The 21346-nt window shown below is 53.6% G+C and carries 31 protein-coding genes; 19 read left to right on the top strand and 12 right to left on the bottom strand.

The features are described 5' to 3' along the window. Positions 1–47 precede the first annotated feature (47 nt). Positions 48–884, top strand: a complete 837-nt coding sequence (locus A3L10_RS01380) for a hypothetical protein (protein ID WP_157726857.1) — start codon at positions 48–50, stop codon at positions 882–884. A gap of 3 nt (positions 885–887) precedes the next feature. Here A3L10_RS01380 and A3L10_RS01375 read toward each other — a convergent pair whose 3' ends face one another. Further along, positions 888–1775, bottom strand: coding sequence for a nucleotide-binding protein (locus A3L10_RS01375; protein WP_088866053.1), 888 nt, complete (start codon positions 1773–1775; stop codon positions 888–890). After that, a complete protein-coding gene (locus A3L10_RS01370) occupies positions 1775–2644 on the bottom strand; it encodes a nucleotide-binding protein (protein WP_088866052.1) in 870 nt (289 codons plus the stop codon). The genes A3L10_RS01375 and A3L10_RS01370 overlap by 1 nt, the downstream gene beginning before the upstream one ends. Before the next feature lie 73 nt (positions 2645–2717). On the opposite strand from A3L10_RS01370, the gene A3L10_RS01365 reads away from it, so the two are divergent. The 3 genes from A3L10_RS01365 to A3L10_RS01355 are packed head-to-tail and all read left to right on the top strand — an operon-like array spanning position 2718 to position 4041. Further along, the gene (locus tag A3L10_RS01365; RefSeq protein WP_088866051.1) at positions 2718–3125 is read left to right on the top strand and encodes a NifB/NifX family molybdenum-iron cluster-binding protein; all 408 of its coding nucleotides are present in this window, start codon (positions 2718–2720) and stop codon (positions 3123–3125) included. A 3-nt stretch (positions 3126–3128) separates the two neighbouring features. Continuing rightward, positions 3129–3560 carry a methyltransferase family protein gene (locus tag A3L10_RS01360; protein ID WP_088866050.1) on the top strand — a complete coding sequence of 144 codons (432 nt, stop codon included), beginning with the start codon at positions 3129–3131 and terminating at the stop codon, positions 3558–3560. Further along, positions 3508–4041 carry a DUF2250 domain-containing protein gene (locus tag A3L10_RS01355; RefSeq protein WP_088866049.1) on the top strand — a complete coding sequence of 178 codons (534 nt, stop codon included), beginning with the start codon at positions 3508–3510 and terminating at the stop codon, positions 4039–4041. The genes A3L10_RS01360 and A3L10_RS01355 overlap by 53 nt, the downstream gene beginning before the upstream one ends. Here A3L10_RS01355 and A3L10_RS01350 read toward each other — a convergent pair. Continuing rightward, the gene (locus tag A3L10_RS01350) at positions 4038–4700 is read right to left on the bottom strand and encodes an MBL fold metallo-hydrolase (RefSeq protein WP_088866048.1); all 663 of its coding nucleotides are present in this window, start codon (positions 4698–4700) and stop codon (positions 4038–4040) included. The two genes, A3L10_RS01355 and A3L10_RS01350, sit on opposite strands and share 4 nt — an antisense overlap. A gap of 88 nt (positions 4701–4788) precedes the next feature. Here A3L10_RS01350 and tsaA point away from each other — a divergent pair, with 88 nt between their 5' ends. Both tsaA and A3L10_RS01340 read left to right on the top strand, forming a co-directional pair. Then, the gene (gene tsaA / locus A3L10_RS01345; RefSeq protein WP_088866047.1) at positions 4789–5274 is read left to right on the top strand and encodes a tRNA (N6-threonylcarbamoyladenosine(37)-N6)-methyltransferase TrmO; all 486 of its coding nucleotides are present in this window, start codon (positions 4789–4791) and stop codon (positions 5272–5274) included. Positions 5275–5370: 96 nt separating this feature from the next. Beyond that, positions 5371–5817 (top strand): CGGC domain-containing protein, encoded by a 447-nt coding sequence (locus A3L10_RS01340; RefSeq protein ID WP_088866046.1) that lies wholly within the window; start codon positions 5371–5373, stop codon positions 5815–5817. 35 nt (positions 5818–5852) lie between these two features. Here the strand turns inward: A3L10_RS01340 and A3L10_RS01335 are convergent, their stop codons facing one another. Then, the gene (locus tag A3L10_RS01335; RefSeq protein ID WP_088866045.1) at positions 5853–6662 is read right to left on the bottom strand and encodes a hypothetical protein; all 810 of its coding nucleotides are present in this window, start codon (positions 6660–6662) and stop codon (positions 5853–5855) included. Between the two features lie 138 nt (positions 6663–6800). On the opposite strand from A3L10_RS01335, the gene A3L10_RS01330 reads away from it, so the two are divergent. The 6 genes from A3L10_RS01330 to A3L10_RS01305 all read left to right on the top strand — a co-directional run bounded on the left by A3L10_RS01330 (position 6801) and on the right by A3L10_RS01305 (position 10285). Further along, on the top strand, positions 6801–7427 hold the full coding sequence (locus tag A3L10_RS01330; protein WP_088866044.1) for a NifB/NifX family molybdenum-iron cluster-binding protein: 627 nt from the start codon (positions 6801–6803) through the stop codon (positions 7425–7427). 56 nt (positions 7428–7483) lie between these two features. Further along, positions 7484–7705: a hypothetical protein gene (locus A3L10_RS01325; RefSeq protein WP_088866043.1), complete on the top strand. Its 222-nt coding sequence runs from the start codon at positions 7484–7486 to the stop codon at positions 7703–7705. A 55-nt stretch (positions 7706–7760) separates the two neighbouring features. Then, positions 7761–8249 carry a NifB/NifX family molybdenum-iron cluster-binding protein gene (locus A3L10_RS01320; RefSeq protein WP_088866042.1) on the top strand — a complete coding sequence of 163 codons (489 nt, stop codon included), beginning with the start codon at positions 7761–7763 and terminating at the stop codon, positions 8247–8249. A gap of 118 nt (positions 8250–8367) precedes the next feature. Continuing rightward, the gene (locus tag A3L10_RS01315; RefSeq protein WP_088866041.1) at positions 8368–8556 is read left to right on the top strand and encodes a hypothetical protein; all 189 of its coding nucleotides are present in this window, start codon (positions 8368–8370) and stop codon (positions 8554–8556) included. Between the two features lie 64 nt (positions 8557–8620). Continuing rightward, the gene (locus A3L10_RS01310; RefSeq protein ID WP_232460997.1) at positions 8621–9589 is read left to right on the top strand and encodes a hypothetical protein; all 969 of its coding nucleotides are present in this window, start codon (positions 8621–8623) and stop codon (positions 9587–9589) included. 126 nt (positions 9590–9715) lie between these two features. After that, positions 9716–10285, top strand: a complete 570-nt coding sequence (locus A3L10_RS01305; RefSeq protein ID WP_088866039.1) for a DUF998 domain-containing protein — start codon at positions 9716–9718, stop codon at positions 10283–10285. A gap of 5 nt (positions 10286–10290) precedes the next feature. Here A3L10_RS01305 and A3L10_RS01300 read toward each other — a convergent pair whose 3' ends face one another. Then, entirely contained in the window at positions 10291–10713 is a 423-nt protein-coding gene (locus tag A3L10_RS01300) for a PPC domain-containing DNA-binding protein (protein WP_088866038.1), read from the bottom strand. A 57-nt stretch (positions 10714–10770) separates the two neighbouring features. On the opposite strand from A3L10_RS01300, the gene A3L10_RS01295 reads away from it, so the two are divergent. Then, positions 10771–11343, top strand: coding sequence for a hypothetical protein (locus A3L10_RS01295; RefSeq protein WP_088866037.1), 573 nt, complete (start codon positions 10771–10773; stop codon positions 11341–11343). Here A3L10_RS01295 and A3L10_RS01290 read toward each other — a convergent pair. Continuing rightward, positions 11340–11771: a chromate resistance protein ChrB domain-containing protein gene (locus tag A3L10_RS01290; protein WP_088866036.1), complete on the bottom strand. Its 432-nt coding sequence runs from the start codon at positions 11769–11771 to the stop codon at positions 11340–11342. The genes A3L10_RS01295 and A3L10_RS01290 overlap by 4 nt on opposite strands. A 97-nt stretch (positions 11772–11868) precedes the next feature. Beyond that, positions 11869–12327: a 6-pyruvoyl trahydropterin synthase family protein gene (locus tag A3L10_RS01285; RefSeq protein ID WP_088866035.1), complete on the bottom strand. Its 459-nt coding sequence runs from the start codon at positions 12325–12327 to the stop codon at positions 11869–11871. Between the two features lie 96 nt (positions 12328–12423). On the opposite strand from A3L10_RS01285, the gene A3L10_RS01280 reads away from it, so the two are divergent. Further along, on the top strand, positions 12424–12780 hold the full coding sequence (locus A3L10_RS01280) for a DUF134 domain-containing protein (protein ID WP_014011664.1): 357 nt from the start codon (positions 12424–12426) through the stop codon (positions 12778–12780). 1598 nt (positions 12781–14378) lie between these two features. On the opposite strand, the gene purB is transcribed toward A3L10_RS01280, so the two are convergent. Continuing rightward, a complete protein-coding gene (gene purB, locus A3L10_RS01275; RefSeq protein ID WP_088866034.1) occupies positions 14379–15734 on the bottom strand; it encodes an adenylosuccinate lyase in 1356 nt (451 codons plus the stop codon). A 192-nt stretch (positions 15735–15926) separates the two neighbouring features. Here purB and albA point away from each other — a divergent pair, with 192 nt between their 5' ends. The 3 genes from albA (at position 15927) to A3L10_RS01260 (ending at position 17551) form a co-directional block, all read left to right on the top strand. After that, the gene (gene albA, locus A3L10_RS01270) at positions 15927–16202 is read left to right on the top strand and encodes a DNA-binding protein Alba (RefSeq protein ID WP_048165212.1); all 276 of its coding nucleotides are present in this window, start codon (positions 15927–15929) and stop codon (positions 16200–16202) included. 111 nt (positions 16203–16313) lie between these two features. After that, positions 16314–16970 (top strand): ArsR/SmtB family transcription factor, encoded by a 657-nt coding sequence (locus tag A3L10_RS01265; RefSeq protein WP_088866033.1) that lies wholly within the window; start codon positions 16314–16316, stop codon positions 16968–16970. 50 nt (positions 16971–17020) lie between these two features. Then, a complete protein-coding gene (locus A3L10_RS01260) occupies positions 17021–17551 on the top strand; it encodes a CBS domain-containing protein (RefSeq protein WP_088180615.1) in 531 nt (176 codons plus the stop codon). On the opposite strand, the gene A3L10_RS01255 is transcribed toward A3L10_RS01260, so the two are convergent. Further along, a complete protein-coding gene (locus A3L10_RS01255) occupies positions 17541–18083 on the bottom strand; it encodes an NTPase (RefSeq protein ID WP_088866032.1) in 543 nt (180 codons plus the stop codon). The two genes, A3L10_RS01260 and A3L10_RS01255, sit on opposite strands and share 11 nt — an antisense overlap. 55 nt (positions 18084–18138) lie before the next feature. Between A3L10_RS01255 and mtnA the strand changes: the two genes are divergently transcribed. Next, positions 18139–19212, top strand: a complete 1074-nt coding sequence (gene mtnA, locus A3L10_RS01250) for an S-methyl-5-thioribose-1-phosphate isomerase (RefSeq protein WP_088866031.1) — start codon at positions 18139–18141, stop codon at positions 19210–19212. Here mtnA and A3L10_RS01245 read toward each other — a convergent pair. Genes A3L10_RS01245 through A3L10_RS01240 form a run of 3 tightly spaced genes read right to left on the bottom strand, consistent with a single transcriptional unit; the run spans position 19196 to position 20088 of the window. Then, positions 19196–19612 carry a type II toxin-antitoxin system VapC family toxin gene (locus tag A3L10_RS01245; RefSeq protein WP_088866030.1) on the bottom strand — a complete coding sequence of 139 codons (417 nt, stop codon included), beginning with the start codon at positions 19610–19612 and terminating at the stop codon, positions 19196–19198. The two genes, mtnA and A3L10_RS01245, sit on opposite strands and share 17 nt — an antisense overlap. After that, the gene (locus A3L10_RS10270) at positions 19603–19767 is read right to left on the bottom strand and encodes a hypothetical protein (RefSeq protein WP_157726855.1); all 165 of its coding nucleotides are present in this window, start codon (positions 19765–19767) and stop codon (positions 19603–19605) included. Before A3L10_RS10270 ends, A3L10_RS01245 begins: the two co-directional genes overlap by 10 nt. A gap of 45 nt (positions 19768–19812) precedes the next feature. Then, positions 19813–20088: a hypothetical protein gene (locus tag A3L10_RS01240; RefSeq protein WP_088866029.1), complete on the bottom strand. Its 276-nt coding sequence runs from the start codon at positions 20086–20088 to the stop codon at positions 19813–19815. Between the two features lie 119 nt (positions 20089–20207). On the opposite strand from A3L10_RS01240, the gene A3L10_RS01235 reads away from it, so the two are divergent. Continuing rightward, positions 20208–21344 (top strand): iron-containing alcohol dehydrogenase, encoded by a 1137-nt coding sequence (locus A3L10_RS01235; RefSeq protein WP_088866028.1) that lies wholly within the window; start codon positions 20208–20210, stop codon positions 21342–21344. The last annotated feature ends 2 nt before the right edge of the window (positions 21345–21346 follow it).

Below are 21346 nucleotides of genomic sequence, written 5' to 3'. Positions count from 1 at the left end.
TACCAAGCAGGCGAAAAAGTTATTTACCGTGTGCAAGACGAAATTATGTGATCGCCATGAGCTTCGGGAAGTTGCTGGTTGTTGGAATGATCATTGTCATCGCAGCCGGGCTCATCGTATCCTTCTCAGACCTCCGGAATCCCCGTGAAAACGTCCAGCCACCGAATCACGTCTCGTACACGGTATGCCCCTTCGTGAATCCAGCGTACGTTAAAGAATGGGCCAAGGAAGTGAGCGGCCCTGAAAGCCTCGTGGCTGTTCTGATGAAGTCATTCAACGCTTCGCTCGACCCTAATTACCCCATTACCCTTGTGAAAAAACTGGTCGAGGAGGGAAAGGTAGAAAGGGTCTATCAGAGGTACGCCTATTCCTTCGCCAACTGTTCCAAGATCGTCAGCGCCTCCTCGGGTTGGGATATGGAAGAACGTTATCTGGCCGTGCCTCCGATCAGAGAGATAACCCCCGACACCAAGGAGTTTGACATCCTCTACGGCATGATATACACCGAGATGGACGGAAAAGGAGTTGTGTTCCTGTATTATCTGTCAAATCCCGCGACGGTTGAAAGAGTCGAGGGCATCTCGCTCTTCTATCCAAAGAACCTCAGCATAGTCGAGACTACCGGCGAGATAGCCTGGAGATGCTGGCACTACACCGAGAATGGGGCAGAGGTAGGCTCCTGCGAGGGAGACGGAACGGAGACGTTCATACCTATGGTAATCGACGACAAAAACTCGGTTGGAATCTGGGCAAAAGGACACTACGGTTCCTTTGTGATAATCCTCAACGAAACAGTGAAGGACGAAGAAAACCTCCCCATCTCCATGAGGATTGCAGTGGTGGTGAACGGGGAAGGGATAAACCTTCCCCTCGGAAATCCGTAGTAATCATTTCAGGATTTCCTCTCTTATCCGCTCCGCTATCTCCCTCATCGCATCGGCCGCCTTCGAGTCGGGGAAGGCCTCGACAAAGGGTTTGAGCATGCTCATGCTCCTCGGAATGGCCCTGTCGTAGGGTATCTCGCCGAGTATCGGGATTCCCTCGGCCTCGGCCCACTCCCTCAGAGCCGTGAAGCCCGGGTTGAAGTCGGCCTTGTTGATGATGAGGTAAGCCGGCTGCCTGAAGTGCTGGACGACCTTGTATGCCCTCTGCACGTCGCTGAGGGAAGCAGGCGTAGGCTCCGCCACGAGTATCGTCAGATCAGCCCCGCCTATGCTCGCTATAACCTGACAGCCGATTCCTGCGGCGCTGTCAACCACCATGTGCTTCAGGCCGAGCTCGCCCATGAGCTTCTTCGCCCACTCCTTCTCCTCGGTGACGAGCTTTCCGCTGTTGGGCCTGCCAACGTCGAGCTGGGCCGAAATCAGCGGGAAGCCGTAGCGGGTAGTGGTCTTCCTGACGACTCCAGAGCGAACCTCGTCGAGACTTATCGTCCCCGGAACCGGACAAACGAGGCCGCAGACGTTGCAGCCCTCACAGGTCAGCTCGCTGACAACGTAGTCGCCGTCTATGACCTTGATACAGTCGTAGGGGCAGCGCTCCTGGCAGATGCCGCACCTTATGCAGCTCTCCGTGTTTATCCTCGCCACCTTCGCCCCTACCAGCTCCCTCTCCTCCTCCCAGCGCTCCACACCGAGGAGCAGATCGAGGTTCGGCGCGTCAGCGTCAGCATCAACGGCAACGAACCGGTACTCGTCCTTCAGCAGGTAGAGGAGCGAGGCAGTAACCGTGCTCTTTCCAACGCCTCCCTTGCCGCTCGCTATGACCAGCTGCATCACTCACCACCTCCGAGGAACTCAACGACCCTGGAAGCAATCTCCCTGAAGAGCCCCGCCTCGGGATAATCCGTCAGGACTATGGGCTTCCCCTCAACGTAGCTCCTTATGATGTTCTCGCTGTAGGGAATCTCTGCGATTACCTCCGCACCGTACTTCTCGGCAATCTCGCGCACCTTGGCCACGTCGCCGAGGTCCGAGCGGTTCACAACGACCATCGCGGGAACCTCCATCAGCTTCGCCAGCCTGAGAATCAACTCGCCGTCGTGAATTCCGAGGGGAGTTGGCTCGGTGACGGCTATGATGAGCCTCGAGTCCTCAAGGGCCTTCGAGACGGTGTTGCTCGTTCCCGCGGCGGTGTCAACCATCAAAAGCTCCTTCTCAAGCCCCTGGGCGCGCTTCTTGGCCCTGGAAACTATCGGCATCGCCCTCTCCTCACCCTCAAGGAGCCTTCCCGTGACAAGCGGGAAGCCATAGGGAGTTTCAGTAAGGTAGGTGTGCCCCATCAGCTTCTTGCCCGGCAGAATCGCCCCCGGAACCGGGCAGACTATCTCACAGGCGGCGCAGCCGGAGCAGAGGTTCGGCATCAGGAAGGGCGTCCCGTCGCGCATGGTTATTATCGCGTGCTCCTCACAGACTTCGGCGCACTTCCTGCAGCGGGTGCACTTCTGATAGTCGAAGCGCGGCATGAACAGTTCAACTGGCTCCTCGTTGGCCAGCTCCACGCCGAGGAGCAGGTGGTCGTTGGGAGCTTCAACGTCGAGATCCGCTAGGACGAGGTCGTAGTGCTCCCTGAGCGCTATCGCCAGGTTAATCGCGATCGTGGACTTCCCGGTGCCACCTTTTCCACCACTCACCGCTATCTGCAAGCTCTCACCTCCAGGAATTAGGCTAACCTAAAAGCTTTTAAGCTTTGTGCATACGCTCAAAACGGTGATGCTCATGAGGTGCCTGAAGGTCGCGTTTGGAATGGAGAACGACGAGACGCTCATAGATGCCCACTACGGGGATTCAGAGTTCTTCGCGATATACGAGATCTGCGAGGACGGGAGCGTTAAGCTCCTCGAAAAAAGACACAACAAAGCCAAAGACTTCGAGGAAGAGGACGAGGGACACGGCGATCCAAGGAAGTTCAAGGCCGTCGTGAGCCAGCTCCTCGACGTTGATGTTCTGGCAGCGTTCAGAATGGGGCCGAACTTCCTGAGAATCCGCGACAAGACCAACAAGGTGGCCTTCTTCACGAGAACGAGGGACTTAAACCTCGCCCTGCAGAGGTTCATCGAGAACTTCGACGACCTCTACAGCCAGGTTCAGGCGAAGAAGGCCGAAAAACCCCCGATAGAGGAGTGAGCGATGGGGTTCCTTGGGATAGTTCCCAAGGTTTCCCTTTTCACGGTTCCCTACGCGGTTTTGGCATTCTACTTAAATTCGAGGCTCAACATCTCTTTTCCCAGGTTTCCGGCCTTGGGGTTTGCCCTTCTCACAGCCGGCGTAGTCTTCTGGCTTCTCTGCTACCGGCAGATTTCGAAGGCCTACCGAAGGGGCGAGCTGCTCACAACGGGCTGCTACTCCAGAGTCAGACACCCAATCTATTCAATCTGGGGCTTTCTTATAGTGCCAGGCTTCTCACTCGCCATCGGAGGCTTCATGCTCGGCCTGCCTTTGGTTTACTGGCTCGCATTAGTGAAATTTATAGGGGAAGAAGAGAAGGCCTTAGCGGAGAGGTTCGGCGATGAATGGCGAGAATACACGAAAAGAACGGAGGGGTTCCTACCGGGGATTTGAGCTCCTCCCTGTTCATCTCTACGTCCTGATCCACCTGAAAAGGGCGGGCGTTGATTACGCGAAGATGATGGGGAAGATGGGCGGCCTTCCGCTTGAGCTCATAACGGATGCAATTGACGACCTCCTTGAAATCGGCCTGATAGAACGCGACCCGGGGAGCGCGGTAAAGCGAAGCAAAGCACGCTTCAAGAAGGCCTTTGAGGTTCACAAGCACCACACCTACTACCGCCTCTCCAGAGAGGGCGAGCTCTTCGTCCGTTCGATTGATAAGAAGTGGGTGGAAGAGTATTTTAACGCGCTCCTCCCAAACGGGTGGAAGGTCGCCAGGGCACTCGCTGAAAGCAGGGACCTAAATGAAGCGGGCAGAAAGGTAAGCATTGACGGTGAGACCCTTGATGAACTCAGAGTTCTCCGCCTCGTAACTGAGAAGGGCAGAAAGACGGAGTTCTTCAAGAGACTGTGGGAATTCCTCGGGGTTTAAAGCTCGATGACGCTCCCCGTTCTCACTCCCACGAACTTCTCGGGATATTTCTTCCGCACGTACGCCTTCGCCTCATCTCCAGAACAGTGCGCCGGTGCTATGAACTCAGTCAACTCCGACAACCTATCAAGAGTCCTAGCCGAAGGATAATGAAAACCACCGATTACGAGATGGGCTTTCTCATACCCAGAAGCCTCAAGGACTGCCCTGGTGAGCCTATCAACGCCCGGATGAGAACAACCAACGATGACGACGAGGCCAGAGGGCGTTTCCACTCCAACCGCCTGCTCGAATCCACTTAATGGTCCCGAAGTCCAAACTCCGGCTTCAATCTCACCTGCCCTTGTGACCTCCCTAACCTGAAATCCCCAATGCATTCCCCGCATTCTGTTTCCCGGCGGGGCATAGAGAGGAATTCCCGGATTCAGCTCACCGACGAGGGAGAGGCCCCCGTAGTGGTCGTAGTGCCAGTGGCTGAGAACGGCAAAGCCAAGGCTCTTTAAGGAAACGCCGAGAACTTCAGAGTTGTGGAGCAGTATTTCTCCCCTCGTGTCGGCATCGAAGAGGAAGCGGGTTCTTCCCTCAACGAGAAGGCTCCACCCCCAGTCGTTGAGGAAGCCCTTCGAAGGGGCGTTGTCGTTAAGGACGAGGAGGCGCATACTCTTCCCCCCTTGACACCCTCAATGCAACGTATCGCTGGAAGGGTTTTAAACTTCTCCCGCCAAACACACGTGGAGGGAGAAAGTGATGGAAGTAACCTACCGCTTCATCGGAGTCATCCACAGCCCATTCAAGGAGCCGAAGGGCGTTCCGATACAGCCCTCTGCGGCTAAAGGGGTTAGGGGGACCGTCGAGGTCTTCCAGGAATACTCGCCAGGACTGAAGGACATCGAAGGGTTCTCACATATCATACTAATCTACCACTTCCACCGTGCAGAGCCAGGAAAGCTCCTCGTTAAGCCCTACATGGACAACGAGGAGCACGGAGTCTTCGCCACCCGTGCACCGGGCAGGCCGAACCCGATAGGCCTCTCGATAGTGAGACTCATCGGCATTGAGGGAAACGTGCTCCACATCGAAGACGTTGACATAGTTGACGGAACACCTCTGCTCGACATAAAGCCATACGTGCCGGAGTTTGACATCAGAACCGTCGAGAGAACGGGCTGGCTGGAGCGAAACGTTCACAAGCTCCCAGAGGCCAGGGACGACGGCAGGTTTGCGAAGGAATAGTACGCTATCCCCTGGATTCACAGCTGAACAGAGGACATCATACAAAAGCTTTAAGCCAACTTTTTTGTTAAGATATCTGTCTGAACATTTAGGGAGATGCCGAAAATGGTAAAGATTGGAATTATAATTTGCGACCGCTACCGCACCTGCGCGGGCGGTAAGTGCTTCAGGGCGCTGAGGGAACGCGAGGGAGCCTTCAGCATATACAAAAACCAAGAAGTCGAGGTTGTCGGATACACCACCTGCGGAGGCTGCCCCGGAGGGAACATTGAATACGCCCCAGCGGAAATGAAAAAGAACGGCGCCGAGGTGATACACCTCGCAACGGGCTTTCTGGTGGGCTATCCTCCCTGTCCCTGGATAGACTACTTCAAGCGGTTCATAGAGGAGAAATACGGCCTCAAGGTTGTCCTTGGAACCCATCCCATTCCGCAGAAATACTACACGACCCACAAAGCTTTGGGCACGTGGGACTCGCCAGAGTGGGAGGAAAAACTGAAGTACGTCATCTGCGATGAAGAAACGAGAAAGAAATACGACTAATGGTTGAATCAACTCCCAAAGCCAACGCTAAGACCTCACGGCCGCACAAAGGTCAGCTTCACAGCTTCACCCTCCTCAAACCTGCCCACGAGCTTGAAAAGGGAATTGTTGCAGTAAACCCCAACCCCTCTTATTTCCTTTCCATTGGCCAGCACCCTAAAGTTCGCGTCAAAAATCGAGACGCCGTTTGATAATCTCTCCCCAACCGAAAGCTCCAGGCCAAAGAGCTTTACGTTGTCTACCCCACCAAAGAGCGCCCCGTAGCGGTAGTGCGGGAGACCACCCTCGATGGGAAAGCCCTCAGATGTTAGGGGTGTGAGGGAACGTCCTTCGGTTTTCAACGGTCGTGCCCAGCAATAGTTTTCCATGCATTCCACGACCTCAAGCTCATCCCCCCTCAAAGAGGGCACCAGCTCAAGGAGAATGGGACTCATTAGAAACGCCCCCCGCGCCCGGTAGGCGTCGTGGCACGGCCTGAGCTCAAAGTGTGCGTGCCTGTCGCTCCAAGGACTGAAGAAGCCCGAGACCACCATTTCTCCCAGGGGGTCACCGAGAGTAAGGTGTTCACCCTCCCCCACAGCGGGTTTCACATGGAGCACCTTGAGACAGAAACCGCCAACCTTCACGATCGTGAGGTAATCCTCCCGCACGGGCACATGCCTCGGCGTCATCACCCTCCTGATAGCCACCACCCTGCCCTCTTCAAAGGGAAAGAGCGCCTCGTCGGGAAAATACACATCAACGGCAGTCCCGAGCCTGTGGGCTGGATAGGGGCTATTGTAGAAGCTCCACCACGCATTCTCCGGCACATCGAGAGGGAATCCCTCAACAATGGCTATCCTCATGGGTCACCGTTCAAGTCTCTACACAAGCCAATATATGAACGTTGTGCGAATTGCAGGACTCAGGAGGATTAGGGTAACCGAAAACTTTAAATGCTGTGCATATGCACAAAATAATAGAATGAAAGTGAGGTGGTTGAGATGAGAATCGCGATACCCACCAATGGAGGGGGGCTTGAAGACACAGTTGCCCCGGTCTTTGCCAGGGCACCCGCATTCCTCATAGCGGACGTTGACGAAAACGGCAACATCACCAACAGCAAGGTCATCCAGAACGGTGCCGCCATGGCCGGCGGTGGAGCCGGGCCGATGGCAGTCCAGACCCTCATCAACGAGGGCGTTGAAGCTGTAATAGCACCACAGGTCGGCCCCAACGCCCTTGGAGCCATACAAGCCGCAGGAATAAGGCTCTACCAGGTCGCACCTGGAACCCCGGTTGAGGAGGCCATAAAGGCCGTCGTCAGCGGAAGCGTTGGCCAGTTCACGGCCCCAGTGCCCCCAGTCCCAGCAACCCCAACAACGCCGGCCCCCGCCTACGGCCCGTACCCGGCGACTCCCACCTATCCTGCCTACCCGGCCTACCCCGCTTACGGCTACGGCTTTGGCCCGGGCAGAGGCTGGGGCCGCGGTGGCGGCTGGGGAAGAGGCAGAGGCTTCGGCCGTGGATGGGGCAGAGGAGGAAGAGGCTGGGGAGCAAGGCTTGGCTACTGCCCCTGGACCGGCCAACCCAGCAGGAGAACCCTCCGCTGGCTCTACGGCTGGTGGTGAACCCTCTCTTTTTACATTATGAGCACAAGCTTTGAGAACGTATCGGAGGAAGGAGAATGCCAAGGGGAATGGGAAGGGGATACGGCAGGTCAGGGTACGGATTTTATCCATTCGGCGGAGCGTACGGCCTAATCGACCTGCTATTCCTCATAGGGATCCTGTATTTCCTGTTCAAGCTCTTCGTTGTGGCGTTTCCATACGCTCTGGGCCTAGTGGTACTCCTGATCCTCAGGTCGTTTCTGAGGCCCCGTTTCTGGGGATGGGGGAGGCCGTTTTGAGCGTATGCAAACTTTTTTAAGTTCGGTTTTCCTAATTCTCCCGGAGGTGATGTGAATGAGGATCATAGTCTCAACTGTAACCGGTGGGCTCGATGACAGGGTGAACCCGGCATTTGGAAGAACTCCCACTTTCACGATAGTTGACGTCGAAAACGGGGAAATAACCAACGCCCAGGTCGTTCAGAACCCTGGCTACAGCCAGCCGAGGGGAGCCGGAGTTACAGCGGCGCAGTTCTGCATAGACCAGGGGGCCAACGTTGTCATTGCGGGAAGCTTCGGACCCAACTCCTCCGGAGTACTCCAGGCCGCCGGCATAAGGATGGTCTCGGCCCCGGCCACGATGACCGTCAGAGAAGCGGTCGAAGCCTTCCTGAGGGGCGAGCTCACCCAGGCCGTTTTCGGCCCCGAGGGCGGTGGAGTCGGACCCGGCGGGGGCTACGGAGGAGGAATGGGACGCGGCATGGGAAGAGGCAGAGGCATGGGCCGTGGAATGGGCGGCGGCCGCGGCAGAGGCGGTGGATACGGCCGCGGTGGCGGTTGGTGAACCTGAGTCCCTTCTTCCAACATTTTTTGTGAGCACACTCCCATCAAAAGTTAAAGTTCTAACATACGGCCGACGAAATGTTAAAATATTCTAGAGCGAAGAAAACAACGGTGAGTCTATGCGCGGTCCGTTCCCAGACCAAGTCACCATCAAGAGGTCCGACCCCCTTGCCCGCGAAAGAACCGAAAGGTTCCAACGCGAGAGGGGAGAACTCCGAGAGTACTCGGCCATGGAAACCGCCGTGGTCATAATACTCGCAGTATTGGCCCTGGGGTTTGCAGTTTTCATCCTGAAAAACTATCTGTAAGCGTAGTTCGTAGACCATGCGCCCGGTAAACACCCGTATGAAACACACAACGGGCGAGCGGGGGATGCAGGGGTACTTCTTCTGGTTTCTCCTCGCCTCGCTGTCAGTCTTCTTTGCCGAGGTGACGGTGGCTTCATACCTCTATCCGTACTTCACACCCTGGGGAATAATCTCCCTTCTCCCGCTCTACGGCCTCCACACACTGGTTCTCGCGGGAATCGTCTACCGCTTTGGGAAGCCCAGGTTCGAGACCCTTTACCCCGCGGGGATACTCTTCGGCCTCTACGAGGCGTACATAACCAAAGTGGTGTGGAATCCGGAGTGGGACTCCTTCCTCAAGATCGGCGGCGTCGGAATCTTCGAGGTTCTCGTCGTGGTGCTCTTCTGGCACCCGTTCATGTCGCTCATAATCCCAGTTGGAGTCGCGGAGCTCCTGACTTCGGGAAGAAGGGTGCTCCCGGGTTTCGTTCTCAAACACCCCTACCTCACTGTCCTGCTTCTTGGCATAGTCGAATCCTCGAATGCTCCGTCTCCCCTCCACTCATTTCTATCGACGTTCTCCTCCTCGGCGTTTCTAATTCTCATGATATATCTCTGGCTGGAGCGTTTCAACGGCAGGAACCACGACATGATGGAGCTCCTGCCAAACAGGAGGGAGCTCAAGCCTCTGATTCTGGCGCTCATTGCGTACTACATAATCTTCGGCTCCCTACTCAGGAGAGAAGCACTCCCCGGCTTCTCTGCCCAGATTCCAATCTGGCTTCTCTACGCCCTCACGTTTTTCCTTCTGTACCGTGCCCTGAAGAAGTCCCGAGAGCATGGAGAGGTTGAAATCACGGAATGCAGGCCCGGGCTTAGAAGGCTCGCCGGACTTGCGGGGGTTTTCGTAATCTCTGCAACAATATTTACCTCAATCAAGACGTTCGTGCTTCCAGAGCTCGGCGTTGCCATCATCCTGGTTCTCTGGGCCTTTGCGAGCGTTATCGCGGTCGTGAGTCTTGTGATGAGCGTTAGATGGACGTTTACCCAGTAATACCGCGGGAGGTTTTTATAGGATGCCATCGAGAATAATGCCGAGGTGGTTTTAGTGGCAGTCTTCCTGGTGGAGAAGGAGAAGTACGTCTAGCACTACCAGATCTTCTACGAGGGGTGACTGTGAATGAAAAAGAGCCCGCTATGGGCTGGCATCCTTTCTCCCCCAATCGCCCTCGGTGGGATAGGTGCAGCAATCATCATAAACCGCTCCTGGTGGCGGCTCACGGACAACGCGATAAGCGACCTTGGAAAGGTTGGGTTGCCTTACAACTGGGTGATGAACGTCCCCCTGTTCATATCTGCGGTTCTTGCCATCTACTACGCGGAAGGTCTCTTTAGAGAACTTAAGAACCCCATTTCCAAGCTCGGAATCGGAGTTTTTATCCTTGGGCTGGCTTTCCTGGCGGGAATAGCGGTCTTTCCGGAAGGAACTGAACCGCACTACCACGTCAGCTGGGGCTTCTTTCTGGCCGGGGGCGTTGGATATCTGATAGCCGGAACCGGCCTCTGGCTCGAAGGTCAGAGAAAATTCGGAGCCTTCACCGTTCTGCTCTTCATCGCAGAGGTGCTCCTCGCTAGGTGGGCGTTTAAGACCTTCAATGGCGTTGCCATCGCCGAATTCACCGGAGTTTTCGCCATGATAATCTGGCACTACGCGCTGCTGTGGGAGAAATTCTTCGCCGAAAAGAGTTAGAGAGCCTAAAGGCTGATCTCGTCCCACAGCGCCAATCCATTCTCCTGCGGCTTTCTTTCAAGCAGCTCGCCGAGGAGTTCCTGCATGAAAACCTCGGCCACGAAGACCTCGCCCTCAACAAGATGACCGCCGTAGAGCATGCCGTCGGAGTCGCCCAGGGCAACGTGGATGTGGGCGAACGGCTCACCGTCCTTGACACTTATGTTGCCCGCGAGGGAGACCAGCTCATAGGTACCGGTCAGCTCGATGACCTTGTACTCCCCCGCATCCTCATCGAAGTAACCTATCTTTGGATTCTTCAAACTCCCGATGGCGCTGACCGTCCCAATCAAGACGTTGTTCTTCTTTGCAAATTCGTTTATGAACTTCAGGAGCTCCTCCCCCTCGGGAACCCTGAACAGGAAATTCCTGCCCCTCGAGAACCTCACGGTACTCACCTCAAAGCTAATAAGCCTCCCCGGATTTAACGGTTTTGGGTGAAAGGAATGAACGTCAAAGGGGCGATAATGCGTATCTTTCCAGAGATTCCGGAATTTGGTGAGGTTGACTTCTCCCAGTACTCAACACCCTACGTGGCGGTGCTGATGGCCTTCCTCGAGAGCGGGAAAACCGGTTTAAGGGAATTCGAGGAGTTCGTTGAGGAAAACGGCGGAACGAAGGCCGATGTTGGAAAGTTCCTCATCTCAATATTCCAGTACCTCCTCATCAGATACCGGCGCTACGGGGACGAAAAGGTCGAAGTGCCGGCGTTTAAGGTTTTTCTGACCCTCAAGGGCTGGCTCAACGAAAACGGCTTCGAAAACGATTACAGGCGGCTCATGCATTCGTTCGTCGGCTACCTCGTGGATATAGCGGAGAAAATTGCGGAAAAATCCGACTGCGAGCTGGGTCCAGCATACATGAAAACCGCCTACCTGCTAACGATCGAAGCAGAGGAAACCTTCGGAGAGGAGTATTTCAGCGAGCTCAAAAAGAAGGCTAGAGAAATGCTTGCAAAGGTCTACAAGAACTGTGGAATCGATGAGGCTCCTCCTGAAAAAAGGGAGAGGGGCTGTTAGGCCTTTCCTTCCTCAATCTGCTTCTTAAAGTAGGCGTACATGGCATCGTAGAGGTAGAACTCCTTCTCGAGGGTTTCATAGTCATCCTTGCATATCATCCTGTACCCCCTCGCGAGTATATCGAGGGCAACCGCCAGAGGCTGGGGGTTCTCGACGTGAGTATCGGCCTCCCGAACTATCCCGGCAATCTTCAGAACGGCGGGGTCGGTTATGTTGTACTTCTCAACGAAAGCGTCGAAGGAGCATTTCCCATCGTGATGACCAAGCTCAACCCCCTTAAAATCAAAGGGTATTCCCTCGGTGATTGTTGCGGGGTCAGTATCGCGGGGCACGAAGATAAACTCCGCATCAGGGTCGATAAAACGCTTTATAAGCCAGGGGCACGCCACGCGATCAACATGGACGTGTTCACGGGTCACCCACTTCATAAAATCGCCTCGAAGAAAAATTGACGTCTTTCTATTTACGGGTTTCCTCTCTGCCCGGTTCAAAATAGAGACAAAACGACAAAAAGGACGTTAAGAGTCATCTCTCAAGGGTTACCTCCGCGTAGCTCCGCGGATCCTCCCAGATTTTCACACGAATCTTCTTTACGTTGTCTCCTGCTTTCTCTGCTATTCTCTCCGCGAACCACTCCGCTATGTACTCGGCGGTAACGTTCGGTTTGTTGAGGATTACAGCCTCATCCGGGGGCAGCTCCAGGCGTTTTCCATTCTTCTCAATAATGATACCATCCCCTTTCCTCTCCACAACCCAGCTCTCGCTCACGATGATCCTGTGGTCGAGGAGCTTGATAAGCCTGCTGAGGTGGTTGAAGTCGAATATCATACCATTCTCGTTGAGGTCACCCCATATCTCGACGTCCACGTTGTAAGTGTGCCCGTGTATTCTGAGGCACTTGCTCTCGTAGGGCAGGGCAAGAAAATGTGAGCTGTCAAAGTCCTTGTGCCATCCTATCTTCCTCTCGGTCACGTGGAATCCCATATCTCTCACCACCAAGGGGTTCGCGGGAGGGAGTTATAACCCTTACTGGGCGGGGGAAAGCCTATAAACCCCAAAGCTCAAAGGTCTTTGATAGCCATGCCGATGGGAATGGGACCCGGCTGGGGCCGCGGAAGGGGGAGGAGAAGGAAGCTGAGGATGATAGGATTCGTTCCGGAGGTTAGACATTTCTATCCCGCATTACCCCCTATGGGCCAGCCCAAGCCCCCAATTTTCATGACATACGAAGAATTCGAAGCTCTCAGGCTGGTGGATCACGAAGGGCTGACGCAGGAAGAAGCCGGAAAGAGAATGGGAGTCTCCCGCGGCACCGTGTGGAGGGCCCTGAGCTCGGCCCGGAAAAAAGTTGCCCAGATGCTGGTGGAGGGAAGAGAACTCATAATTTTACCCCAGGGGAACGAGGTCCCAAAAACTCCTGGTGAGGAAGAGCTATAATCGGTTATCTCCTTAAAAACACTTCTTATTGCCGAATATTTACCAATCCGGCTGTTCTCCTGCCGATTTAGGGTTTTAGGTTAACCTAATCTATGGCATCATTTTATCTCTCAAAATTTCTGGTGAATTTTTACTTTAATAAAAAGTCAATACTAGAAGTTTTGGATGTTTCATTAGTATTACTAAAATCAAAAGATTAGAGAGCATAGAAATAAATGTATTAATAAATAACATTAAATAAAAGGTTTAAAAATAAACTTGTCATAGTAAAAAATCCAAAAAATTTACGATATCTATTCGGAAAGATTAATAAAATGGACATATCTGGACATGACAAGTGCAGTGAACCCATTAAAAACGAAAGGGAAGTCTATAATAAGCACATGAGGAAGTTCTGCTGCAGTTAGGCTATGAACACCTGCAAGGGGTGCTATTTTCTCATCAGCCTCGAGCGTTATTGCTGTTATTAAACAAGCTCGAGAGACGGGTCTGCGAGGGGCATCATTCCCCACCAGGCTCCTAGAACTCTCTCGCTGCTACGTCATTGTAGCTGTATTTTCTCTTAGCCGCTCATTCGTTTAAGGCAATTATACTTCATCAGGGTAGGCACCCCCTTTCTTTAAGGCCCTAACGCCTGCAACGATTCATCTAACGAATCTTTTGTTTGAGCAGATATGGAAGTGTGAGATTGGAGCAAACGCGGCGCTATCAGGTATAAGCGAGTTAAATATCACGCAAGGTCTAACAGAAAACGCTATTACACAGCGAGGCATCACCTGTAAATCGAAGCTCGCACGCGCTTGATAATGTATGTTAATGTACGTAAATTTTAGATATAATGTACCTTATATCTAAAACTAAGGCACAATGTTGTTCATACAATGGAGTCGCATATCGCTTGAGATTTCGCGCGTTCCCAGTGATCGGAGCCAATACACCCGAATATTGCCGTTTCGGCATGCACATCAGCCCGAGTAATGTGCGTTTCCATGGCATTAGGGGGAGTAGCCAGTCAAAAATCTCCATGTCCAACAACGCTTCCGAAGCGATCATCGACTTTTTAGCCATCCACTGCAATAGAAGACACCTCTATCACAGAGACCCCGTGCCCCAAATTTATACCACCTTTAATTGTAACCAAATTTTGCCCCATGAAAGCCCGATCTTAGAAGTTAACTTTTGAGAATCTGAGAACATTGACATAATGTGCTCCTCGAGAAGGTATCTTGGATCATCAGCTCCAGAATCACCGAAGCGGCAAGGGATAAGGAGCCAACAACAAGCGATGCTATAACCGGCCTCCCCTTTACCCCGCCAGTCTCGGAATTGCCATGAACAATACCGCACATTTGGTCAGATTTTACGTTTAATTGTAGTTAAAAATCGTCAAGATTTAATTTTTTAAGTAGTAATTTTAGAACAAATAAATTAAAAAGAAAAATGATTTTAGAATTAAGAACAAAAATTATAGATTAAAATTTTAAAATTACAACTAAATTAAAAAGTAGAAACTTATCAAAAAATTTGAGAGTCATTTGATATCACCAGACCAAAAATCCAAAAAAGATGGTTATGGCGTTAAATCAAGGAAAAAGGGATTAAAGCCCTTCTTTTCGCTCTTTCTCCTCTATCCACGCGATTACATTGTCGACTATCTGAGGTGCCATTCCTACGTAGTTCTCCGGCTTCAGGCTCTCAAAATCGTCCTCAGTTAAGAACTTTCTCACATCTTCGTTTTCCGTGGCAACCTCAATCAGGTCTCTGTTTTCCCTAAACACCTTCATGGCTAGCCCCCTGATGAGTTCATGCGCCTCCTGCCTCCCCATGCCCTTCTCAGTTAGCTTCAGCATCAGCGGCTCGGCCATGATGAGGTTGTGCGTCAGGTACAGGTTCCTCTTGATATTCTCGGGGAAGAACTCCAGTCCCGAGAGGACTTTCTTAATGCTCTTGAGCATCTCGTCAAGCAGGACAAAGCTCTCGGGAAGGATAACCCTCTCAACGGAGGAGTTTGTGAGGTCTCTCTCGTGCCAAAGGGGATTGTTGAGCAGGGCCGGGAAGACGTTCGAGTACAAGACCCTCGCCAGGCCGCTTACCTTCTCGCTCCTGATGGGGTTCCTCTTGTGGGGCATGGTCGAAGAGCCCACCTGCTTTTTCCCAAAGGGCTCGCTGATCTCAAGTATCTCCGTCCTCTGAAGGTTCCTTATCTCCAGGGCAATCTTGTCAAGGGTCGAGGCGATGAGAGCGAGAACCGCCATGAGCTCCGCATAGACGTCGCGCTGGATTATCTGGTTGCTTATCCTGGCAGGTTTTAGCCCGAGATCCTCCATAACCAAGCGCTGTATCTCGAGCCCCTTGTCTCCGAAGCTTGCCATCGTCCCAACGGCGCCGCTCATCTGGCCGATTAAAACCCTTTCCTTCAGCTCTTCTATCCTGTCCAAGTGCCTCTGTATCTCGTCGAGCCATATCGCGAACTTCATACCGTAGGTCGTTGGAACCGCGTGCTGGCCGTGGGTTCTTCCTATGCAGACCGTGTACTTGTGCTCTCTGGCGAGGTTCTTGAGAATCGAGCGTATCTCCCTGAGGTCGTTCTCCACTATCTCCAGGCTCTCCTTTATGAGGAGGGCGTTGGCAGTGTCTATTATATCGTTGGAGGTAGCGCCAAGGTGGACGTACTTGCCGTGCTCGCCGCACACCTCGCTCAGGGCCTTGACGACGGCCATTATGTCATGGTGTATCTCTGCCTCTATCTCCTTGACGCGCTCGAGTTTCACCCACTTCGTGTTGGCCCGCTCAGAGATAACACGGGCGCTCTCCTCGGGGATGTTGCCTACCTTTGCGTGGGCCCTCGCGAGCGCAGCCTCAACATCGAGAAGTTTTTGGAGTTTATTCTCTTCATCCCAGATGCGCCTCATTTCCTCGCTCCCGTAGCGGTAATCAATCGGATGAACGGCCATATTATCACCAAATCTATGGCAATTTTTAAGCCTTAAAACCTTTCGCTTGACACGAATTTGCAGGAGCATGGGTGAACATTCGATTAATCCGTTAAAGCCACAGGATTGTCCAATAAAGCTGGGAAAATACCGAAAAGTATTTAACCAAAATCCCACGACTGGTTAACGACAAAATTCCCGGAGGTGCCAAAGATGGCAGAGGAGCATGTCGTCTACATCGGAAAGAAGCCGGTTATGAACTACGTCCTCGCCGTGATAACCCAGTTCAACGAGGGCGCTAAGGAGGTCAGCGTCAAGGCTCGCGGTAGGGCCATCAGCAGGGCTGTCGACGTCGCTGAGATCGTCAGGAACAGGTTCCTCCCAGAGGTCAGGGTCAAGGAGATCAAGATCGGCACCGAGGAGCTCCCGACTGCCGACGGCAGGACCGCCAACACCTCGACCATTGAGATCGTCATGGAGAAGCCGTGAATTTGAGCTTCCTTTCCTTTTACTCTCGTGCCCTTCTGATGACTTCAAGCCAGCTTGAAGCTGTGAAAAGCTTTAATACGTCCGTGCCCTATTCTTCCCAGGTGGCGCCGCTTGGACTATGAGACCATAGACATCCACGATGAGAGGGCGAAGGAGCTTGCTCAGATTCTGATGAACGAAAAAGCGATAGCCATCCTTCATCTCGTGGAAGATCGGGCGCTCTCGATAAGTGAGATATCGCGCGAGCTTGACCTTCCAATTTCTACCGTCTCGTACCACATAGACAAGATGCTCAAGGTCGGCCTCATCGAGGTGGCCGGGAAGAAGTACGGGAAGAGGCTCCAGGAGGTTAAGCTCTACCGAGCCTCCAACAGGCCCATTCTCCTCGTCCCGAGGAAGAGCGTCGCCAAGGTCAAGAAGAAGGCAGTGCTCGGCTTTGAGAGGCTTCACGTTATCAGCCTCGGCATAGCCGGGTTGATCTCGGCGGGGGTGTATGCAGTATCCCACAGCCTGTTGACTCCAACGGGCGGTGCCGGGCCAAGCGTTGCCTACGAGGTCAACAACGTCACGGCGATGTCGACACCGGAGAAGGCCCTGGTGCCTATGGCGACTAACACGAGTACCAGGGCGGCACTTCAGACGACAACATCCGTAACGTCGCCCACGGCTCCGGCCACGGGAAGTTCGAGCCTTCCGGTAATTCTTGCCGTTGCGGCGTTCATCTTAACGTTTCTCCTCGTCTCGTATCTCCTGAGGCGCCGTGCTTGAAGAAAGCTTTTTAAGTTTCTCTCCCAACCCCCGGTTGGCGAGGTGATAAAATGGCACCTAGGATAGCCGTGGGACAAGTGGTTAAAAGGAAGGCAGTCATCGTCAAGCCGGACGACACCGTCCACAGGGTCGCCAAGATTCTCTCGAAGAACAAGGTAGGGAGTGCCGTCGTGGTTAAAGACGACGAGATCGTTGGAATAATAACCGACCGCGATATACTGGACAAGGTCGTCGCGAAGGGAAGGGACCCCAAGACCGTCAAGGTCAAGGAGGTCATGACTGAGAATCCGATAACCATCGAGGACGACTACGAGGTCCAGGACGCGATCGACAAGATGATGGACAAGGGCATTAGGAGACTCCTAGTTACCAGGCTCGGAAGGCCAATAGGCTTCGTCACCGCGGCGGACCTTCTCGCTGCGCTTAACACGTACAGCAGTGAGGCGGAGGAGGTAAGTGAAGAGACCGAGGTCTACGGCATCTGCGAGCTCTGCGGACAGTACGGCCCACTATACAAGGTCTACATCGAGGGCGGCGAGAAGTGGATATGTGAGAGCTGCAAGGACAGCCTCAATCTCTGACTCCCTTCAGTTCTTTCATAACTTCGTCCATTACCTCAGCGAAGGCTCTGTTTCTGTTCTCGACGCTCAGCGTGTAGAGTTTCCCAAGGGGACGGAACTTATCGGCCATCCTTCTGTGGACAACCGCTAAGAGGGGCTTTTCCGATTTCAGGACTTCCCCCACAACGCGGATGAACTCGTCGCTCTTGTATTCCATCGGGCCGATTTCGTCTATAACTATCAGGTCGGCCTCAATCAGAGCCCGTTTTATCGCTGAAACGCCGACGCGGTTTATTTCATCGACGTGGACAACGTACTTCCCAAAGGGAACGCCCGGGAGGTGCGAGGTGCCCCTAACGCTGGCCAGGGTTCCCTCCTCCCCAGTGTCGAGGGCAGTAATCCTGAATCCCACGCGCCTTCCTCCTCTCCGCACTTCCCTCGTGATCATTCCTCCGACGAGATAACCCCAGCGGTCGGCTTCTTTAGCGACCCTCTCCACGAGCGTTGTCTTCCCTACTCCCGCCGGACCAGTAACGAATATTCTCAGCGTCATTTCAACCACCGAAGGAGATTTAAGTTCCTTCCTTAAACCCTTTGGGGTGGTGGTTATGGAGATAAGGTACAGACCGGAGGAACTCACGAGGCTTCCGAGAAGCGTGACCTATGAAACCGGAAAGGTCATCATGATCGACCAGAGACTCCTGCCCGGGGAGTTCAAGACGATAGAGCTGCCGACCGTTGATGAGGTCGCAGAGGCGATAGTGACGATGAAGGTTCGCGGTGCTCCGGCGATAGGTGCCGCCGCCGCGTTTGGCCTGGCCCTCTACGCGGACACGACGAAGGCCAAAACTAGGGACGAGTTCATGGACGGCTTTTACAGCGCATACGACAGGCTGAAGAACACGAGGCCAACCGCTGTAAACCTCTTCTGGGCTCTCAACAGGATTAAGAGGCTCGTTGAGGAGAACCTTGAGAGTCCCCTTGAGGAGATTAAAAAGCTCATCGTCGCTGAGGCGCAGAGGATAGCGGACGAAGACGTCGAGGCCAACCTCAGGATGGGACACTACGGAGCCGAAGCCCTGCCGGAGGGAAACGTTCTTACCCACTGCAACGCGGGGAGCCTTGCCACCGTCCAGCTCGGAACCGTTGGGGCGGTTCTGAGGGTCATGCACCGTGACGGCAGCCTCAAGCTCCTCTGGGTGGACGAGACGAGACCAGTTCTTCAGGGTGCCCGCCTTAGCGCGTGGGAGTACCACTACGACGGCATTCCGCTCAAGTTAATAACCGACAACATGGCCGGCTTTGTGATGCAGCAGGGGAAGGTTGACGCGATTATAGTTGGTGCCGACAGGATAGTGGCTAACGGCGACTTCGCCAACAAGATAGGCACCTATACTTTGGCTGTTCTCGCCAAGGAGCACGGGATACCGTTCTTCACCGTCGCGCCGCTCTCGACGATAGACATGAACCTGAAGAGCGGAAAGGAGATACCCATAGAGGAGAGGAAGCCGGAGGAAGTCCTCACCTGTGGCGGTTGCAGAATCGCTCCAGATGTGGATGTCTACAATCCGGCCTTCGACGTCACACCGCACAAGTATCTAACCGGCATAATAACCGACAAGGGCGTCGTTTACCCGCCCTTCGAGAGGAATTTGAAGAGGTTGTTCAAGGAAGAACTGTGAAGCCTTCTTTTTCTGCGGCGTTTTTCAATCTTTCATCAAAGGTGACAAAAATCGAGGCCTCGTCTTTAATTCTCAGGGCAGAGGCGAGTTGTAGGGAATCCAGAGTTTTAAGCCCGTGTTTGAGAACAAGGGACGTTGCAAGGCTAACGGTTTCGCTTGAGATGGTGACGACTACGTAGTTTTCAAGATCAGAGTAGAACCTCTCAAGAACCCATTCGAGCTTGCGTTTTGTGAGTTCTCCACTGAGAAATCGCCTATTCAGTGCAGATGTCATCTCAAGTATGGCCAGCTCAGAGATCGCAACGACGTAATTTTCCATGAGCTCGTTGACGATAGAACTGCCCCTTTCAATGTGATAATGTTTCACAAGTGCACTGGTATCAAAAAACGCTACCTCCACTCCTCATCCCTCTCCTTAAGGATGTCATCGCTAAGCTCGCCGTCAATGTCCTTCAAGATACGTCTGACCTCCTCAATAGGGGGGGCTTTTTTGAGGAATCTTTTGAGATGAGGATATGTTATCATGAGCTGAACGCGTCTCGCTGAGAGGGGCATAGCATCACCGTTTAAATTTGGATATCAACCAATAAAACGTTTTCCTCATTTTCCTCGGAGTATTCTCCTGAGCCGTCCCAAGGGGGAGCTCTTTTCCTCAACCGTCTCTTCCACGAAGACTCCCTTTATCTCCCCGATTTCCTCTTCTATGGCCGGCAGGAGAAGGCCGAGGAGCTCAAGGGGTTCCAGGCAGGAGCAGTCCGTCGAGTACTCAAAGGGTTCGCCCGGAAGTTCGACCCTGAGGAAGATGCCTTCCTTAGTCTTCAGAATCTCAAAGGGTGCAGTAACCTTCTCGCCGATAACCTTGCCCCTCACAAGCATCGAATATAGGCTAAAAAGGCAAGGATTAAAGAGTTTCTCTACCGAAAGGTTTCGAACTTGAAGTTAATCCGGCCGAGAACGTTAAAAGCCCATCCACCCAATCTTCACCGGTGGTGGAGATGTTCTGGCTGAAGACGAAACTCATTGAGGGTGAGGGCTCCCTAGAAAAGCTCTCAAATGAAGCCAGGGGCTACGAGCGTGTTCTTATCTTGGCTTCCCGTTCGATGAAGAGGCACGGTTTCCTGAGCGAGGCCGAGGACTACGTGAAGGAGGCCGGTGCGGAGGTCTTCTCGATAGCGGGTCTTCCGGCTGAGCCAAGCGTCGAGGTCATAGAGGAGTTCCTGCCCAAGGTGAGGGAGTTCGAGCCCGACATTCTGGTTGCTCTTGGTGGAGGAAGCGTCATCGATACGACCAAGGCGTTGAAGGTCTTCTACGATGCCCCCGAGCTGAACTTTGAGGAGATAGCCTTCATAGACAGGTTTTCAAAGCCGAAGCCGGTTCCTAAGCTGAGGACGAGGTTAATAGCGATACCCTCGACGAGCGGAGCGGGAAGCGAGGTTTCGGGAGCGAGCGTGCTGAAGAAGGGCGGCGTCAAATACAATATCGTTACGCCTGAGATAGCGCCCGACGTGGCCATCCTCGACCCCCGGCTGCCGAGGACGATGCCAGCCGAGGTGGCCCGGAACTCTGGCCTTGACGTCCTCGTCCACGGGATAGAGGCCTACACAACCAAGGTTGCCAACCCCTTCAGCGATGCCATGGCGATTAAGGCGATAAAGACCGTTTACAAGTGGCTTCCGCTCTCCGTTAGGGGCGACGAGGATGCCAGGGAGAGGGTTCACTACGCGGCGACGATGGCGGGAATAGCCTTCCTCAACGCGCGCCTCGGCCTATGCCACGCGATGAGCCATAAGGCGGCGTGGATTGGCCCGCATGGGCTCCTCAACGCGATATTCCTGCCCTACGTGATGGAGTTCAACGCTGAGAGGAGCGACTACGCGAGGAGGCGCTACGCTGAGATAGCGAGGGAACTTGGCTTCCAGACGGCGAAGGACCTTATTGAAGTCGTGAGGGAGCTCAACGAGATGCTTGGTGTTCCAGGGCTGAGGGAGCTGGTCGACGAGGAGATCTTCGTCGAGAGGGTCGAAGAGATGGCCGAAAAAGCCTACCGCGACGGGCTTGTGGCTTTCAATCCCGTCGAACCGAAGCCCGAGGAAATAAGGGAGCTGTATCTGAGGGCATACAGGGGAGAATAAAA

The sequence above is a fragment of the Thermococcus radiotolerans genome (genome assembly GCF_002214565.1).
Lineage (GTDB): Archaea > Methanobacteriota_B > Thermococci > Thermococcales > Thermococcaceae > Thermococcus > Thermococcus radiotolerans.
This window is presented reverse-complemented; position numbering and strand designations above follow the sequence as displayed.